The organism is Dactylosporangium sp. CA-052675, assembly GCF_050947935.1.
In the GTDB taxonomy this organism is placed as follows: Bacteria; Actinomycetota; Actinomycetes; order Mycobacteriales; family Micromonosporaceae; genus Dactylosporangium.
On record NZ_CP192010.1, the window covers coordinates 9210694 to 9228084 of the forward strand.

General features: G+C 75.0%; 12 protein-coding genes. 3 read left to right on the top strand and 9 right to left on the bottom strand.

The window, feature by feature from the left end; genetic code table 11:
• Positions 1–40: 40 nt before the first annotated feature.
• The 3 genes from cobA to cobC are packed head-to-tail and all read right to left on the bottom strand — an operon-like array spanning position 41 to position 3314.
• The gene (gene cobA / locus ACQP1P_RS41305) at positions 41–1255 is read right to left on the bottom strand and encodes a uroporphyrinogen-III C-methyltransferase (protein WP_433079842.1); all 1215 of its coding nucleotides are present in this window, start codon (positions 1253–1255) and stop codon (positions 41–43) included.
• Positions 1252–2295 carry a nicotinate-nucleotide--dimethylbenzimidazole phosphoribosyltransferase gene (gene cobT / locus ACQP1P_RS41310; protein WP_433079844.1) on the bottom strand — a complete coding sequence of 348 codons (1044 nt, stop codon included), beginning with the start codon at positions 2293–2295 and terminating at the stop codon, positions 1252–1254. The genes cobA and cobT overlap by 4 nt, the downstream gene beginning before the upstream one ends.
• A gap of 2 nt (positions 2296–2297) precedes the next feature.
• A complete protein-coding gene (cobC, locus tag ACQP1P_RS41315; protein WP_433079846.1) occupies positions 2298–3314 on the bottom strand; it encodes an Rv2231c family pyridoxal phosphate-dependent protein CobC in 1017 nt (338 codons plus the stop codon).
• A gap of 47 nt (positions 3315–3361) precedes the next feature.
• Here cobC and ACQP1P_RS41320 point away from each other — a divergent pair, with 47 nt between their 5' ends.
• The gene (locus tag ACQP1P_RS41320) at positions 3362–5563 is read left to right on the top strand and encodes a transglycosylase domain-containing protein (RefSeq protein ID WP_433079848.1); all 2202 of its coding nucleotides are present in this window, start codon (positions 3362–3364) and stop codon (positions 5561–5563) included.
• Positions 5564–5823: 260 nt separating this feature from the next.
• On the opposite strand, the gene ACQP1P_RS41325 is transcribed toward ACQP1P_RS41320, so the two are convergent.
• The gene (locus tag ACQP1P_RS41325) at positions 5824–6384 is read right to left on the bottom strand and encodes a GNAT family N-acetyltransferase (protein ID WP_433079849.1); all 561 of its coding nucleotides are present in this window, start codon (positions 6382–6384) and stop codon (positions 5824–5826) included.
• A gap of 14 nt (positions 6385–6398) precedes the next feature.
• The gene (locus ACQP1P_RS41330; RefSeq protein WP_433079850.1) at positions 6399–10106 is read right to left on the bottom strand and encodes a cobyrinate a,c-diamide synthase; all 3708 of its coding nucleotides are present in this window, start codon (positions 10104–10106) and stop codon (positions 6399–6401) included.
• A 96-nt stretch (positions 10107–10202) separates the two neighbouring features.
• Between ACQP1P_RS41330 and ACQP1P_RS41335 the strand changes: the two genes are divergently transcribed.
• The gene (locus ACQP1P_RS41335) at positions 10203–11051 is read left to right on the top strand and encodes an SURF1 family cytochrome oxidase biogenesis protein (protein WP_433079852.1); all 849 of its coding nucleotides are present in this window, start codon (positions 10203–10205) and stop codon (positions 11049–11051) included.
• Between the two features lie 20 nt (positions 11052–11071).
• Here the strand turns inward: ACQP1P_RS41335 and ACQP1P_RS41340 are convergent, their stop codons facing one another.
• On the bottom strand, positions 11072–12601 hold the full coding sequence (locus tag ACQP1P_RS41340; RefSeq protein ID WP_433079853.1) for an ATP-dependent DNA ligase: 1530 nt from the start codon (positions 12599–12601) through the stop codon (positions 11072–11074).
• Between the two features lie 37 nt (positions 12602–12638).
• On the bottom strand, positions 12639–12884 hold the full coding sequence (locus tag ACQP1P_RS41345) for a hypothetical protein (protein WP_433079855.1): 246 nt from the start codon (positions 12882–12884) through the stop codon (positions 12639–12641).
• A gap of 134 nt (positions 12885–13018) precedes the next feature.
• Here ACQP1P_RS41345 and ACQP1P_RS41350 point away from each other — a divergent pair, with 134 nt between their 5' ends.
• Positions 13019–14260, top strand: a complete 1242-nt coding sequence (locus ACQP1P_RS41350; RefSeq protein ID WP_433079857.1) for a diguanylate cyclase domain-containing protein — start codon at positions 13019–13021, stop codon at positions 14258–14260.
• On the opposite strand, the gene ACQP1P_RS41355 is transcribed toward ACQP1P_RS41350, so the two are convergent.
• Together ACQP1P_RS41355 and ACQP1P_RS41360 are read right to left on the bottom strand one after the other, a co-directional pair.
• The gene (locus tag ACQP1P_RS41355) at positions 14222–15892 is read right to left on the bottom strand and encodes a putative bifunctional diguanylate cyclase/phosphodiesterase (protein WP_433079859.1); all 1671 of its coding nucleotides are present in this window, start codon (positions 15890–15892) and stop codon (positions 14222–14224) included. The genes ACQP1P_RS41350 and ACQP1P_RS41355 overlap by 39 nt on opposite strands.
• 875 nt (positions 15893–16767) lie before the next feature.
• The gene (locus ACQP1P_RS41360) at positions 16768–16986 is read right to left on the bottom strand and encodes a DUF7455 domain-containing protein (RefSeq protein ID WP_433079861.1); all 219 of its coding nucleotides are present in this window, start codon (positions 16984–16986) and stop codon (positions 16768–16770) included.
• Positions 16987–17391 lie beyond the last annotated feature (405 nt).

The following is a 17391-nucleotide window of genomic DNA, read 5'->3' on the forward strand; positions in this document are numbered from 1 at the left end:
ACCCGAAGGAGCGCCCCGTTCGCGCGTAAGCACCCCGGATCTACGGCTCCGCGGGCGGGTCGGTGGACAGCGCGTCGACGACCGGGCCGATCACGATCACGGCCGGTGGGCGCAGGCCGGCCGACTTCGCGGCGTCGGCGACCGTGGCCAGCGTCGCCCGTACCGTCCGCTGATCCCGGGTCGTCCCCTCCTGCACGACGGCGACGGGCGTGTCCGGGGACCGGCCGTGCGCCAGCAGGACCGCGGCGATCGAGGGCAGGTTCTTCAGCCCCATCAGCACGCACACCGTCCCCCGCAGCCGGGCCAGGGCCGCCCAGTCCACGAGCGACTCGGCGTGCCCCGGGGCGAGGTGCCCGGAGACCACGGTGAACTCGTGTGCGATCCCGCGATGGGTCACCGGAATCCCGGCCGCGGCCGGCACGGCGATCGAGCTCGTGATCCCCGGCACCACGACGACCGGCACCCCCGCCGCCGCGCACGCGAGCACCTCCTCGCCGCCGCGGCCGAAGACGTACGGGTCCCCGCCCTTGAGGCGCACCACGAACTTCCCGGCCTGGGCCCGCGTGACGAGGACCCGGTTGATCTCCTCCTGCGTGGCCGAGGGCCCGTAGGGGATCTTCGAGGCGTCCACGAGCTCGACCTCCGGCCGCAGCTCGTCCAGCAGGAGCCCGGACGCGAGGCGGTCGATCACCACCACGTCGGCCGCGGCCAGCAGCCGCCGCCCGCGCACGGTCAGCAGCTCCGGGTCGCCCGGCCCGGACCCGACGAGCGCGACGGTCCCGGCCAGATCGGCGCCCGCCGTGACGCCGGCCGTCCCCAGCTGCTCGCCGATCGCGTCGCGCACCGCCACCGCGCGGGCCGGGTCGCCGCCGGCCAGCACGGCCACGGTCAGCGGGCCGTGCCGGGTCACCGCGGGCGTCCACGCGGTCGCGGCGTGGCGGTCGTCGGCGCGCACGGTGAAGATCCGCTTCGCGGCGGTCACCTCGCTGATCGCGCGGGCCGCCTCCGGGTCGCTGACGGCGACGTGGACGAGCCACACGTCGTCGACGTCGGCGGGCTCGAAGCGGCGCTCGCGCCAGGTGAGCCGGCCGGCGTCGAGGTGGGCGCGCAGGGCGGGGGTGATGTGCGGGGAGACGAGCACGACGTCCGCGCCCGCGTCGAGCAGTGCGGGCACGCGCCTGGTGGCGACCGCGCCGCCGCCGACCACCAGGACGCGTAACCCGTCGAGCCGTAAACCGAGGGGGTAGGGGTTCACTTGTGGGCTACTCCAGCGGAATCGAAAGTGGCAACCTCGTGCAACACGCGGACAGCACTGGCCACGATCGGCAGCGCCAGCACGGCGCCGGTGCCCTCGCCCAGGCGCAGGCCCAGGTCGACGAGCGGTTCGAGCTCAAGATAGCCCAGGGCCACGGTCGCGCCCGGCTCGGCCGAGCGGTGCCCGGCGATCATCGCGGCGGTCGCGGCCGGGGCGAGCGCGTGGGCGGCCAGGGCGGCCGAGGCGGCGATCACGCCGTCGAGCACGACCGGCACGCGCAGTTGGGCGGCCTTGAGGATGTACCCGGCCAGCGCCGCGTGCTCGTAGCCCCCGACCGCGGCCAGCACGTCGATCGGGTCCTCGGCCTCGAGCCCGACGACGGCGGAGGTGACCACGGCGACCTTGCGGGCGTGCGTCTCGCTGTCGATGCCGGTGCCGAGCCCGGTCACGGCGGCCGGGTCGGCGTGCGTGAACGCCGCGATGAGCGCCGCCGACGGGGTGGTGTTGGCGATGCCCATGTCGCCGGTGAGCAGCGCCCGGGCGCCGCCGTCGACCAGGTCCGCGGCGACCCGCATGCCGGTCTCCAGCGCCTGGACGGCCTCCTCGCGGGTCATCGCCGGCCCGGTGCTCAGGTCGCGGGTCCCGGCCCGCACCTTGCGCTCCAGCAGGCCCTCGGCCGGGCCGAGCGCGGCCTTCACGCCCACGTCCACGACCGTGACCGAGACCCCGGCCTGGCGCGCGAAGGCGTTGACCACGGCACCGCCGGCGAGGAAGTTCGCCACCATCTGCGCGGTGACCTCCTGCGGCCACGGGGTCACGCCCTGCTCGTGCACGCCGTGGTCCCCGGCGAAGATGGCCAGCGCGGCGGGCTCGGGAATCGGCGGCGGGCAGGTGCCGGCGAGGCCGGCCAGCCGTACCGCCAGCGTCTCCAGCGCCCCGAGCGACCCCATCGGCTTCGTGAGGCGGCCCTGCAGGGCCCGGGCGGCCGCGATGGCCTCGTCGTCGAGCGGCCGGATCGCGGCAATCGTCTCGTGCAGCATGTTCACCCTCCCAGTACGTTCGACAACACCGCGACGAAGGCGTCACTCGTGGCAGTGTCCCGCACGGCAATACGTAACCAGTCCGGGCCCAGTCCCGGGAAGGTTTCGCCACGCCGGACGGCGAACCCGCGCTCGCGCAGCGCGCCGCGCACCCGCTCGCCGTCCGGGACCCTGATCAGCACGAACGAGCTCGCGGGGCGCCCGGCCACGGCCACGCCGGCCCGGGCGAGGGCGGCGAGGAGGTGGGCGCGGTCGGCGGCGAGCCGGACGGCGATCTCACGCTCCGTGTCCACGGCGCGCGGCGAGGCGCAGGCGATCGCGGCGGCCAGCGCGGGCGTGGAGACGCTCCACAGCGGGGCGTGCTCGCGCATCCGGTCGAGCAGCGGCTCGGGGCCGAGCACGTAGCCGATCCGCAGCCCGGCCAGCCCCCACGTCTTGGTCAGGCTCCGGATCACCAGCAGGCCGGGCCGGTCGCGGCGGCCGGCCAGGGACTCGGGCTCGCCGGGCACCGTGTCGGCGAAGGCCTCGTCGACGACGGTGATCCGCCCCGGTTTCGTCAGGCTCGCCAATGTTTCGGCGTGGTGCAGTACCGAAGTGGGGTTTGTCGGATTTCCCACCACCACGAGGTCGGACGTGTCCGGGACGTCCGACTCGCCCAGCACGAACCCGTCCGCCTCGCGCAGCACGACCCGCTCGACGGCGTGGCCCGCGGCCAGCAGCGCCGCCTCGGGCTCGGTGAACTGTGGGTGTACCACCACCGCCCGCTCGGGCCGGAAGGCCTGCGCGATGAGCACGAACGCCTGGGCCGCTCCGGCCGTGAGCAGCACCTCCCCGGCGGGCCGCCCGTGCCGCGCCGCGATCGCCGCGGTGGCCTCGGCCGGGTCCGGGTAGCGCGCGAGGTGGGCCAGCGACGCCGTCACCGGCCCCATGAGCCACGACGGGGGCGCCGCCGTGCGGACGTTGACGGCGAGGTCGACGAGGCCCGGCGCGATCTCAGCGTCGCCGTGGAACCGCAGCATCAGGCGATCGTCGCGTACGGCGAACCGATTTGTCCTAGCTTAAGAATGTGATCGCGCGCACGATGCGAGTGGCCGGCGGCTTCCTCGCGCTCCTGCGGACCGGGCTCATCGTGGGGCTGGCCGTAGCCGCGCTCGTCTATCCCCTGGCCGCGGTCAGCGGAATGGGCGTGAAGAAGGGCGCCGACGAGCTCGCGATGCCCCCGGAGGCGCTGCGGCAGGCGCTGCCGGCCCAGACCACGCACGTCTACGCGGCCGACGGCAGCACGATGCTCGCCCAGTTCTACGAGGAGTACCGCACGTACACCTCCCTCGACTCGATGTCCGTCAACGTGCAGCACGCGATCGTCGCCGCCGAGGACGCCCGGTTCTGGGAGCACCACGGCGTGGACTTCAAGGGCGTCGCGCGCGCGTTCGTGGCCAACCACAAGGCCGGCGGCGTGTCGCAGGGCGCGTCGACGATCACGATGCAGTACGTGCGCAACGCCCTGCGCGACAGCGCCCGCACGCCGGCCGAGGTCAACGCGGCCACCGAGCAGACCGGGGCGCGCAAGGTGCGGGAGATGAAGCTCGCGATCGAGCTCGAGAAGCACATGAGCAAGCAGGAGATCCTGGAGCGGTACCTCAACGTCGCCTACTTCGGCCACCGCGCCTACGGCGTCCAGGCGGCCGCGGAGGTCTACTTCTCGAAGCAGCCCGCCGACCTCACCGTGCCGGAGGCGGCCCTGCTCGCGGGCCTGGTGCAGGCGCCCTCGTCCTACGACCCCGCGGTCGGCGACGCGAAGGCCGCGACCGCCCGGCGCAACTACGTCATCGACCGCATGGCCGACCTCAAGTACCTCAGCGCGGCCGACGCCACCGCGGCCCACGCCGAGCCCATCGCGCTGAAGCTCACCGACCCGCCCAACGACTGCCTGGCGACCAGGCCCGGGTACGGCTTCTTCTGCGCGATGTTCCGCTCCTGGTGGGCGAACCAGCCCGCGTTCGGCGCGAACTCGACCGAGCGCCTGGAGGCGTTGCGGCGCGGCGGGTACAGGATCGTCACGTCGCTGGACCCGCGCGTGCAGGACGCGGCGCAGGCGCAGATCCTCAAGCGGGAGCAGGCGCGCAGCCCCTACGCCCTCGGCCAGGTCGCGATCGAGCCGGGCACGGGCCTCATCCGGGCGATGGCGGTCAACCGGGTGTACTCCCTCGACCGCGCCAGCAACGGCCCCCACTCGGACCCGCGGCAGCGCAAGCGGCTGCGCGGCAACTACCCGAACACGGTCAACCCGCTGCTGGGCGGCGGCGACGACATGGCCGGCTACCAGGCGGGCTCGACGTTCAAGATGTTCACCATGCTCGCGGCGCTGGAGCAGGGGCTGCCGCTGTCGACCGCGATCTACTCGCCGAAGACGGTGCAGACGAAGTACAAGACGGGCCGCAGCAGCTCCGCCCACTGCGGCAACGACTTCTGGTGCCCGTCGAACGCCTCGGACTCGATGACCGGCCGGCAGACCATGTGGTCCGGCTTCGGCAAGTCCGTGAACACGTACTTCGTCCAGCTCGAACAGCGCGTCGGCGCCGACGCGGCCGTGCGCATGGCCGAGCGCCTCGGGCTGCACTGGCGCACCGGCATCGACAAGACCCAGGCCTCCCCGGCCAAGGCGAAGGGCTGGGGCGCGTTCACCCTGGGCGTGGCCGACACGACCCCGCTGGAGATGGCGGGCGCGTTCGCCACGGTCGTCGCCGACGGCGTGCACTGCGAGCCGATGCCGGTCCGCTCCATCACCGACGCGAGCGGCAAGCCGGCCGTGGACGACAAGGGCGTGGAGGTGGCCAAGCCGCGCTGTGCCCAGGTCCTCTCGGCCGACGTGGCCCGCGGGGCGGTCGACGCGGCCCGGTGCGTGACGGGTTACAAGGCCGCGACGGGCGACTGCGGCGGGTGGTCGACGGCGCCTCGCGTGTTCGCGACGGTACGTCGCCCGGTCGCCGGCAAGTCGGGCACCACGGACGACGACCGGGCGGCCTGGTTCGTGGGGATGACGCCGGGGCTGACGGTGGCGGGCTTCATCGCCGACCCGGACAATCCGCTGCACCGGGTCGGGTCCGGCAACGCCGGGAAGCCTCGCGAGACGGTGGCGGAGACGCTGCGGGACGCCCTGGCCGGGACCCCGGTGCGCGGCTTCACACCCCCCGGCCCGCAGATCGTCGGCAAGAAGCCCCCGGCCGCGAAGGCTCACACGAGAACCACGACCCCGCCCCGCGCCTGAAGCCTGGTCCCGCCACTTCCGGATCGCGCCTCGATGCCTGCGGGCGTGGCTCACGCGGCCCGCCGATCCGGACCAGTTCGATGCGGGTTTGATGCGGGCCGTGTCGAGTCGCTTCCGGGGCGGCTGCTCGGCCTCTCCCCGGCCGGTCGGAGTCGTGCTTCTCCGGCCGGTCGCAGTCGTGCTTTCCCCGGCCGGTCGGAGTCATGCTTTCCCCGGCCGGTCGCAGTCGTGCCGGCGGCGGCTCCTGGCGAACCGCCGCTTCAGCGAATGTCGGACGGCAGCAGCGACCAGCTCTCGAGATCGACCCGCCCGCTGGCCAGCGACCCGGCGTTGCGCAGCAGCCCCTCGTAGGTGAACCCGGCCTTCTCCGCCACCCTGCGCGAGGCCACATTCCCGGGCGCGACCCGCAGCTCGATCCGCTGAAACCGGTGCTCGAGCAGCAGCGACAACGCGAGCACGTCGACCGCTTCGGGCGCGACCCCGTAGCCGCGGGCATCCGCCGCCACGGCATAGGCGATCTCCGTGGACCGCGTCAGCCAGTCGGTGTTCTTGGTCCACAGGCACCCGACGAGCCGCTCGTCCTCGCGCCGGACGATGCCGTAATGGTCCCCGGCCCCGCTGTCCCGCCGCTCGACCGCCAGCTCCGTGCACCACGCGTAGCCGTCGAACTCCTCGAGCTCATCGGGCGCGACGGGCAGCCAACGCCGGACGAGCCGGTCGGCGAAGATCTCCGCGACCCGCTTGTCGTCGTCGGCCCCGAGCGGCCGCACCGTGAGCCGCGGCGTCTCGACGAGCAGCGAGGGAAAGCGCCGAAGCGCCACCGACCAGGTCGACACTAGGCCGCCTCGCTGGACCCACCGGTGGGCGGCTTCCCGCCACCGTCACCGTCGGAGCCGCCGTCGGGCCCCGCACCGTGCCCGAGCCCCGCACCGTGCCCGAGCCCCGCACCGTGCCCGAGCCCCGCACCGTGCCCGAGCCCCGCACCGTGCCCGAGCCCCGCACCGTGCCCGAGCCCCGCACCGTGCCCGAGCCCCGCACCATGCTCCGGCCCCGCACCGCGCTCAAGCCCCACGCCGTGCTCGGGCCCCGCGCCGTGCTCGGCGACGCCCCGGTTCGCCCCGTCCGCGGCCTCCCGCACGCCCGCCAGGTCCGCCGCTCCAGCGCCCGAACCGGCGCTCGACCCATCCCCGCTCGCGCCGGCGGCCGGCACGCTCGCGAGGTCTGCGCCCGACCCGGCGGACGTGGCACCCCCGAGCGGCGAGGGAGGAACGGCATCGGCACGCGTGCCACCGCCGTATCCTGCGCCCAGGTCCACGGCTCCCGCACTCGCGGCGGCGGACGTGGCACCCCCGAGCGGCGGGGCGGAGACGGCACCGGCGGCCGCACCGGACGATGTTCCCGAAACTGACGAAGCAGGCACGGAACCGGACACTACCGAACCGGGAGCACCGGAGACCGGCGCCGACACGGGCGCGGCGGGAATCGACGCGGTTGCGACCGAACGCCCGACCGCCGGCGGGGCCGAGACCGGCGGCGCCGACACCGGGGCCTGCTCCGCGATCTCACCCGCGGCGATCCCCGGCGACGGGTACGACCCGGCCTCCCCCGACTGCACCGCCTCCGACTCCCCCGCCGGCATCGCGGTCACCCCGCCGGGCGCCGCGGACACGGGCGCCGAGGAGGCCGCCGGCATCGCCTCGGAGAACGCGGGCATCGGAGCCGAGGACACCGGCATCGGAGCCGAGGACACGGGCATCGCGGCCGAGAGCGCCGGCCCGCCGTCACCCGGCGACAGCGCCCCGGCGGCCGCCGACGAGACCGGCCCGGCGACCGGCGACGAGACCGGCCCGGCGACCGGCGACGAGACCGGCCCGGCGACCGGCGAGGAGACCGAGGCAGAGGCCGGCGAGGCGTCCAGCGGCGAATCCTGGCCACCGGGAAGCGACGAGACCGGCCCCGCGACCGGCGGCGCAAGCGAGGCGCCCGGACCACCGACGGGTGACGACACCGAAGCCGGCCCGGCGGACGACACCGGCGAGGCGACCGGGACGGGGAGGGGCGAGGAGTACGAGTCGGCGGCGCCCGGTGCGAGCCGGGCGGCGGACGGCGAGACGGCTCCCGGGCCGTACGCGGTGATCGGCCCCGTCACCGAAGGCGACGACACCGGCTGAGCGGAGGACTGGACGGGCACAATCCCAGACGATGGCAGCCCCGGCGCCTCCGCGGGTCCGTTCGGCCCGGAAGGCACCCCAACGCTCGCCTCATCCGTCGCGGTCGCCGCACCACCAGCGGCAGACACGGCCAGCACCGTCGTCGCCTCGGACCCGCCGACCGGCTCCGGCTCACCCGGCGCGTCAGGCGCCCCGGACACGGACGAAGCCGCCACCGCAGGCGCGGCCGACACCGACGAGGCCGCCGCGGCGGGACCCGAGCCCTCGGGCGAGGACGCGGGCGAAGACGAGGACGCGGGCGAAGTCAAGGACGCGGGCGAGGGCGAAGACGACGATGAAGGCGAGGTCCACGGCGTCGGCATGGCCGGACCCAGCGCCGGCCCGAACGGCGAAGAGGCCCCCGGCGAGGTAGGCGCGCTGGCCGGAGCCTCCGACCGATACGTCCCCGACGCCGGCGGCGGGCTCGCCAGCGACGACCCGCGCACCGGATACGACCCCGTGGCCGGCGCCAGAGCCGCGATCGTCCCCGCCCCGCCCGGGCCGGCCAGGATCGACCCGGGGATCGCGGCGGGCAGGCGGGGCGCCGGCGCCTCCGGCGTCGTGTAGTCCGACACGTAGCTGAGCGCCTCGTCCTCCGAAGGCGCGAACGGCGCGGGCACCAGAGCGGCGGGAGCGGGCGCGGGCGATCCGGTGACCGGCGCGGCCGGAGTGGCCGACGCGGCCGGAGAGGCTGACGCGGCCGGAGAGGCTGACGCGGCCGGCGCGGAGGCCGGCGCGGCGGAAGGGGCCGGCACGGCGGAAGGGGCCGGCACGGCGGAAGGGGCCGGCACGGCGGAAGGGGCCGGCACGGCGGTCACGGGAGCCGCCGGCACCGCCGTCACCGGCGAGGCGGGCAGCACCGGCGCGGTCGGGAAGTTCATGACGGGAACCGAGGGCCGGCCGTAGGGGGCGGTCGACGGCGTGCTCCACTGCCCCGGCGCCGGTGCCGCCGTGGCGCTCGCGGCCGCCACGAAGCGGGACGCGATCGCGGGCGTGCCGGCCCAGTGCAGGCCGAGGTAGGACGCGTGCACGCCGCGCTGGACGAAGCCCTCGGCCGGACCCCCGGCCCAGGTCCAGGCGGGCTGCAGCCCGGCCCGCGGGCTGATGCTCGTGCGGTGCATCTTGTGCCCGATGACCTGGGCGCCGACCGGCAGCAGGACTGAGGAGGAGCGGGCGGTGGCCTCGCGGTAGCCGAGCACGACGAGGTCGGTCTCGCGCGCGGAGGCGTCCACGACCCCGCACATCGGGCGGCCGTTGTAGTCGCGGCAGAGCCACACCAGGCCGGTGCCCTCGGCGGCGATCGGCTTGCCGGCCGCGGCGTGGGCGGCGACGGCGGTGCGCAGCCGGCCGTTGAAGGTCAGCTCCTCGGCGTAGGACTCCGGCAGCGCGGACCCGATGACCAGGCCGTCGACGCCGGACGGGAGGACCTCGTCGCGCAGCGGGTCGAACGGGACGACCTCGGCGCCGGCCGCGGTGAGCAGCTCGGCGGTCTCCGGGTAGGCGAAGGCGACGCCGATGACCGGGCGGCGGCCGATGCGGGTGGCGGCGATCGAGGACTGGCCGTCGGCGGCCGCGGCGATCTCGGCCTCGGCGCTCCACGGGTCGGAGGTCAGGCGGGGCGCGGAGCGGGCCAGGGCCATCGTGCGGTCGATGTCGACGGCGCCGGCGATGACCTCGCCGAGGCGGCGCACCGCCCGCACGGCGTCGAGGTTGTTGTGCACCACTGGGGCGACCCCGTGGTGGCGGGAGGGCAGCGGGGCCCCGGCGTCACCGGCGTCGGTGAGCGCGTGGCGGCGCAGGGCGCCCAGGACCGGCACGCCGATGTCGTCGAGCGCCTCCCGCAGCAGCTGCTCGTGGCGGGTCGAGGCGACCCGGTTGAGGATCACGCCGCCGAGCCAGAGCAGCTCGTCGTAGGCCCGGAACCCGTGCACCAGGGCGGCCACCGACTGCCCCATGGCGCCGACGTCGACGACCAGGATCACCGGAGCGCGCAGCAGGCCGGAGATCTGCGCGGTCGACTCGCTGTCGGTGCGCCCGGCGAGCCCGTCGAAGAGGCCCATCGTGCCCTCGACCACGGCGATGTCCAGCGACGCGGCCCCGTGCGCGAACAGGGGGCCCATGCGCTTGGCGCCGACCATGCGCGGGTCGAGGTTGCGGCCCGGACGCCCCCCGGCCAGCCCGAGATAGGCGGCGTCGACGTGGTCCGGCCCGATCTTGAAGCCCGCGGCGCGGTAGCCGCGGGCGGACAGCGCGGCGAGCAGCCCGACCGACACGGCCGTCTTGCCGTGACCGGACGACGGGGCGCTGATCACCAGCCGCGGGATCGTGCTCATGTGCTCCTCCGGCGCTGAGGCATACGTGTGTCCCGGACGATACCGAACGGGCGCCACCATGACCGTCCGGAAGAGGACGGGCTACCGTGCATGGTTGTGTACCGGTTTCTCGCGACGCCCCGGTGGCTCGGCTACGCCGCGCTGGCCTTGGCCGCGGCGACGGTCATGGTCCTGCTCGGCCTGTGGCAGTTCGACCGCTACGACCAGCGGGCGGAGATCAATGCCCGGATCAACGCCGGCACCTCGGCGACGCCGGTGCCGCTGACGGACGTCGTCGGCGCGCCGGGCGGGGGTGCCGGGACGGTCGGACCGGCGCCGGCGGAGCACACGGAGTGGACGCGGGTGACCGTGACCGGCACCTACGACCCGGCCCACGAGATCCTCGTGCGCGGCCGGACGGTCGAGGGCGCCGTCGGCTTCGAGGTGCTGACCCCGCTCGTCCTGCGCGACGGCACCGCGGTCCTCGTCGACCGGGGCTGGGTGCGCCCGGCCGCGGCCGGCGCGCTGACCGCGCCCGACGTGCCCGCGGCCCCCTCGGGCAGCGTGACCGTCTCCGGCCGGCTGCGCCCCTCGGAGAGCCGGGGCGGACGGCCCCAGGAGGTCTCCGGCCATGCGGAGATCCGCCGCATCACGCCCTCGGCGATCGCCCCGACCGTGCCCTACGCCCTCTTCGACGCCTACGTGAGCGCGGACGAGCCCGCGCCCGGCTTCACCGCGGTGCCGGCCGAGAAGCAGAACGCGCTGCAGAACGCCGGCTACGTCCTGCAGTGGTGGCTCTTCGCCGCGATGACCCTCTACGGCTTCGCCTACCTGGCCCGCCGCGAGGCGAGAGGCCCGCGCCCGGACAACCTGCTGGACGATGACGATGACGACGATGAGGGCGAGGGCGAGGACCACGAGGACGAGCGGGCCGACGCTCAGCGGGTGCACAACGCGCCCCTGTGAGCCGCCCGCGAGCAGCGTGCTCACGAGCCGCCCCGGTGAATCGCCCGCACCGTGTCGATGGTGTCGGCCTCGTCGGGGCGCTTGTCCTCCCGGTAGCGCAGCACCCGCGCGAACCGCAGCGCCATCCCGCCCGGGTAGCGCGGCGAGGTCTGCACCCCGTCGAACGCGATCTCCACGACCAGCTCGGGCCGCACCTTCACGACCCACTCCGACTCCTCGACGGCGAGCGTGCGCAGCTTCTCGGTCTGCCACCGCAGCATCTCGTCGGTCATGCCCTTGAACGTCTTGCCGAGCATCACGAACCCGCCCGTCTCCGGGTCCCGCGCGCCCAGGTGCAGGTTGGACAGCCACCCGCGGCGGCGGCCGTGCCCGCGCTCGACGGCCAGCACTACCAGGTCGAGGGTGTGCCGGGGCTTGACCTTGACCCAGGCCGAACCGCGCCGCCCGACGTCGTAGGGAGCCGTGACCGACTTGATCACGAGCCCCTCGTGCCCGGCCGCGACCGCCGCCGCGAACGCCGCCTCGGCCGCCTCGGGCGTGTCGATCACGGTGCGCCCGGCCCGCAGCGGCTCGGGGACGACCCGCTCGAGCGCCGCCCAGCGCTCCCCCGCCGGCCGGTCGAGCAGGTCCTCGCCGTCGAGGTGGAGCACGTCGAAGAAGAACGGCTGCAGGATCGACGCCCCGTCGCGCCGGGCGGCCCGGCTGGAGGTCTCCTGGAACGGGATGGCCCGGCCGCTGTCCGGGTCGACGCCGACCGCCTCGCCGTCGAGCACGATCGAGGACACCCCGAGCGCGGCGACGGCCGCGACCACGCCGGGCAGGCGGGCGGTGATGTCGTCGAGGCTGCGGCTGAACACCGAGATCTTCGCCCCGGCCCGGTGCACCTGGATCCGAATCCCGTCGATCTTGATGTCGGCCGCGGCGGGCGTCCCGGTGGCGGCGATCGCCTCGGTGGCGTTCGGCGCGCTGGCGGCGAGCATCGGGGCGAGCGGACGGCCGACGGTGAGCGCGTAGGCCTCGAGGGCCCCGGGCCCGTGCAGCAGCGCGTCGGCGGCGACGGCCTTGAGGTCGCCGGCGAGCAGTAACGCGCGCCGGACGGCGGTGGAGGGGATGCCGGCGGCCCGGGCGACGGCGTCGGCAAGGAGCCCGGCCTGGGCGCCCTGGCGCAGCTCGCCGCCGAGCAGCCCGACGAGGAGCCGGCGCTCGGGCTCGGTGGCGGCGCCGAACAGGGCGGCGACCTCGCCCCGGCGGGCGGCCTGGGAGCCCTTGCCGGCGAGCCCGGCCATGCGCTCGAAGGCGAGATCGACGTCGGCGACGTCCAGGGAGGGCTCGGTCGCGGGCGGCGGCAGGTCGCGCAGGGCCGCGTAGCCGACCCCGGTCTGGCGCTGGCGCAGCTCACCGGCGAGGTAGCCGGCCCCGGCCGAGACCGTGCGCTCGTCGCCGGACGCGGCCAGGTCGCGCAGGGCCGCGGCCAGAAGGTCGATCTTGGCGTTGCGGGCGGGGGTGGCCGCCACCGCCCCGGAGACCTTCGCCAGCTGCTCGAATCGCATACCGGGATTCTCGCGCAGGGGTACGACAAAAACCGCCTCAGACCATCGCGCGGGCGTAGGCGCGACGGATGCAGTCCAGCACCCAGCCCATCCGGCTGACGGCGGTGTCGGGGTGCTCGCCGAACTCGTGGGCGACCAGCGCCGCGCAGCCGCGGGGCCCGTGGCGGCGCACGCTGAGCATGACCGCGCGGCGGATGCGCTCCTCGTCGAGGGCGTCCGAGGACTGCACGTCCGAACAGAAAAGCGCCTCGGCACGGACGTGTTCGAGCAGCTGTGGCGTCATGACTTGCTCCCTTCGCCTCAACCCAGTCCACGCTCCCGCCAGAGCAGGACCGTGTCCGCCGGGTTGCAGACAGGGTGGTATCGGTCCGGCGACACAACCTGGCCGAAGTTGACGCGATGACGGAAAATAGTGGTGTGAATACGTTCCGTGAGCAAAGGCCCGGTCCGGCGCTGCTCGACGCTGGGCTCGCGGCCGTCGCCACGGGCCTGCTGAGCTGGGTGTACGCCCTCGGCCCCGGCGCCCTCCCGGTCGCGCTCGCCACCTTGCTCGCCGTGATCATGCTGCACCCGTGGCTGCGCCGGCTCCCGGTCCACCGAGCCGCCGGCCCGGTCGCGCTGGTTCTCGTGTCGCTGCTGGGTCCGGGTGTACTGCTCGTGCAGTACACCCGCAGCCAGACGCGCGACGTCCCGCTGGCCGCGGCCGCGAGCGCGCTGGTCTTCCTGCTGGTGCTCGGGCGCCTCGCCCTGCTGCTGGCCGACGCGCGCCGTATCGCCGCCACGGACGCGCTGACCGGCCTGAACACCCGCCGCGCGTTCGAGACGCGCCTGCGCGGACTGCCGCCCGGGCGACCCGCCGCCGTGGTCCTGCTCGACATCGACCGCTTCAAGCGCATCAACGACGCGTTCGGCCACCCCGCCGGCGACCGGGTCCTGTGCGCGGTCGCGGGCCGGCTGCGGGAGACGGCCGGCCCCGGCGTGACCGTGGCGCGCTACGGCGGCGAGGAGTTCGCGCTGCTCATCCCCGGCGCCGACGCCGCCTGCGCGAGCGAGCTGGCGGACCGGCTGCGCTCGGCGATCGGGTCGACCGCGGTGGACCTGGGCGGCGGAGCCGTTCGCGTCGTCACGATTTCCGCCGGTACCGCCGCGCTCCCCGTCGACACCCACAAGCCCGACGAGCTCATCCCGCTGGCCGACCGGGCCCTCTACGCCGCCAAGCGAGCCGGCCGCGACCGCGTCGTGGCCGCCACGTCGCCCGCGAACCGGGGCACCACGACCACCCCGCGCACGGGGACGACCGCCGAGCCCGGCTGGGCCGCCACCGCGCCCGCGAACCGGGGCACCACGACCACCCCGCGCACGGGGACGACCGCCGAGCCCGGCTGGGCCGCCACCGCGCCCGCGAACCGGGGCACCACGACCACCCCGCGCACGGGGACGAGCACCGGGCCCGGCCGGGCCGCCGCGAACGCCACGACCCCGGACACCACCACCGCCCCGCGCCCGGGGACCACCGCCGAGCCCGGCTGGGCCGCCGCGAACGCCACGACCCCACGCCCGCGGGATCAGGCGGCGGACGCGGCCCCGCGCGAGCCCGCCGCCGACGAGTGGCCCACCCCGCTACCGCGCCCGCGCCGCACCGAGCTCGAGGCGGCCTGACAGCAGCGCGTCGAGGTCGGCCGGCGGTACCGGCCGGGAGTACAGGAACCCCTGGGCGTGCTCGCACCCGAGCGCCCGCAGGGCCGACGCCTGCTCCTCGGTCTCCACGCCCTCGGCGACGGTCTGCAGCGACAGCCCACCGGCCAGCTGCAGGATCGCGCGCATGAGCGTGGTGTCCACGGCGGTGGCCAGGAACGTACGGTCGATCTTGAGCACGTCGACCGGCAGGTGCACGAGGTAGGCGAGCGAGGAGTACCCGGTGCCGAAGTCGTCGATCGCCACCCGCACCCCGTCCGCGCGCAGCGCGTCCAGGCGCGCCGTGGAGTCGGCGTCGGCGACGAGCGCGCTCTCGGTGACCTCGAGCACGAGCGCGCCCGGCGGCAGCCCGCCCTCGGCGAGCGCCGCCCGGACGCGCTCCACGAAGTCCGGCTCGCGCAGCTGGTGCGCGGCCACGTTCACGGTGAGACTGATCCCGGCCCGCTCGTACCACTCCCGCGCCCGCGCGCACGCCCGGCCCAGCACCCACCAGCCCAGCGGCACGATCAGCCCGGTGGCCTCGGCGACGGGGATGAACACGCCGGGCGGGACGGCCTCGGCGCCGGGCGGGAACCAGCGCAGCAGCGCCTCGACCGCGGTGATGCGCCCGTCGGCGAGGCGTACCACCGGCTGGTAGTACACCTCCAGCTCCCCCTCGCGCAGCGCCCGCCGCAGCCCGGTGGCGAGCTCGCGCTGCCGATCCGCGGCCGTGCGCAGCCCGGCCTCGAACCGGACGATGCGGTCCTTGCCGCCCTCCTTGGCCGCCTGCAACGCCAGCCCAGCGTCGCGCAGCACCTCGGCCGAGCCGCGCCGCCCGTCGGCCACGACGACGCCCGCGCTGCCGGTGAGGTGCACGGTGCGCTCCCCCACCCGGTACGCGGGACGCAGCCGGCCCAGCGCCCGCTCCGCCGCGTCCGGGGGCGCGGCGCCGCGCCACACGGCCGCGAACTCGTCGTCCCCGTGCCGCGCGATGAGATCGGCCGAGGGCAGCGCCACGCGCAGCCGCCGGGCGACCTCGTGCAGCAGCGCGTCCCCGGCGGCGTGCCCGAGCTCGTCGTTGATGGCCTGGAACCCGTCGAGGTCGAGCAGGATCACCGTCGGCCCCGGCCCGCGCTGCAGCTCGGCCCACCGCTCGGCCCCGATGCCGGTTCCCCTGGCCGCACCCACTCCGTCGGCCGCGCCCACTCCCTCGGCGGCACCGACTCCGTTGGCCACACCGACCCTCTGGGCGGCACCGGCTCTGCTGGCCCCACCAGTTCCGCCGGCGGCACCGGCTCCGCCGGCCGCACCGGCGGAGGCATCGGATCCGGCGCGGAGGGAGGCGGCCCCGTCGAGCATCGCCGTGAGCAGCGCCCGGTTCGCCAGCCCGGTGACCGGGTCGCGGGTGGCGCGCTCGCGAAGCGCCCGCTCCAGCCCGCGCCGCCGGGCCGAGGACTGCGCCAGCGAGGAGGCGAGCCGCCGGGACCGCGCCCGGACCAGCAGGAGGGCCACCAGGGCGGCGCTCAGCGCGACGACGCCCGCCAGCAGGGACGAGAATTGCCGCAGCAGCGCCGGTACCGCCGCCAGAAACGCCGCCCCCGCCACCCACACGGCCACGAGCAGCCCCGTTTCGCGACCCGTCAACCCGGGCCGCCGGGGATGAGGGCTCGGCCTGCGACGCACACTCGCATGCTATCCGGCAAATGTCCGATATATCCGACTTAACCACCAACACGCGGACGCGGCTCCCGCACGTGTCCAACGAAGCCCGTTGACGCCACGTACAGCGTACGTCTAACGTCTTGTACGTACACCATACGTCCAAGCGGTACGACGTACGTCCGGAGGTCGAGATGCCCGACAACCTGCCGCACCGCCTCACGCACCGCATCCCCGGCGTCCCCGAGCACGGCGAGAACCGGCCCCACCCGCGGAACCCGCCTTCGCGCCATCGTTCGCACAGTCGTTCACATAGTCGCTCGCGTAACCATGACGCCGGCCGACCGCCGCGGGTCCTGGCCGCGTGGCAGCGCCGGATCGCCGCCTTCTTCGGCCGCGACCTGCCGTGACGAACCCGGCCCTCTCGGCCCGTACCTCCCTGCACTGGCGGGGCCGCCTCGTAGAGCCGGTCCTGCCACTGCTGGCCACCACGCACCCCGAGCCGGGCACGCCCGACGAGCCCGGCCCGCACCCCGACCCTGGCGCGAGGACCGAGACGGACACCGGGCCACGTGCCGGACGAGCAGGTCCCTGAGCGCGGTCGACCCGGGCCCGGATCGACCGGCACAGCGCCGACGAGCCCTGACAACCTCCCCAACTCCGACATGTCGAACGCTCCGCATCACGACATGTCGGACTTATCCCCCGTCAGGCGATAAATGCGATAAGTCGCGGCGCGGAGCGCCCGACTTATCGCAGCCAAAGGCGCCCGACTTATCGCAGCAAAAAGGGCGCCCCGGCACAACGCCGGGACGCCCCGAAAGCAAGCGGGCTCAGCTCCGCCAGTCGAACCCCTCCTCCACCACGACCTTGTCGGCCGTCGCGGTGATGCGGTCCGCGAACTTCTTCGCGTGGTGCCCGCAGAACGCCAGGTCGCCGGCGTTGCCGAAGGTCACGACGGCCTTGGCCGCGGCGTTGCAGCTGTCGCACCGCTCCCCCGCCAGCTCGGGGACGACGTGAACGGCCGGGCGCGAGATCAGCATCGGGGTCATTTCAGTCTCCTCGAGGTCGTAATAGGGGCGGTGCGCCCGATTTGTTCCGTATCAGTGAGTTGCGCCGTACTGGACCAACATTACGTTCGCCGCTTTTGGGCGCCTAGTTCGGAAGCGTTGGCATTCGGTCGCCGCTCGGTTGCCACTCCTGTCCGTTCGTCTGATGCATCACGCGGGCAGATCACATACCCGCCCCGCAACATTTCGACACCAGGCCCCCTGAGCTGCGGCGATAAGCGTGGCCGAGCGCGACGAGTCCACAGTGGACATAGCGGCCGGTGGGTGGACTCCCGAACGGCAACTTCCGGCGAACCGGGGGTGTAACCCCGACTGCCGAATCTTGTGGAGGTCCGGATGACAACGCCGGACACAAACCCGCTCCACAGGATTTCGCCAGCCACGGAA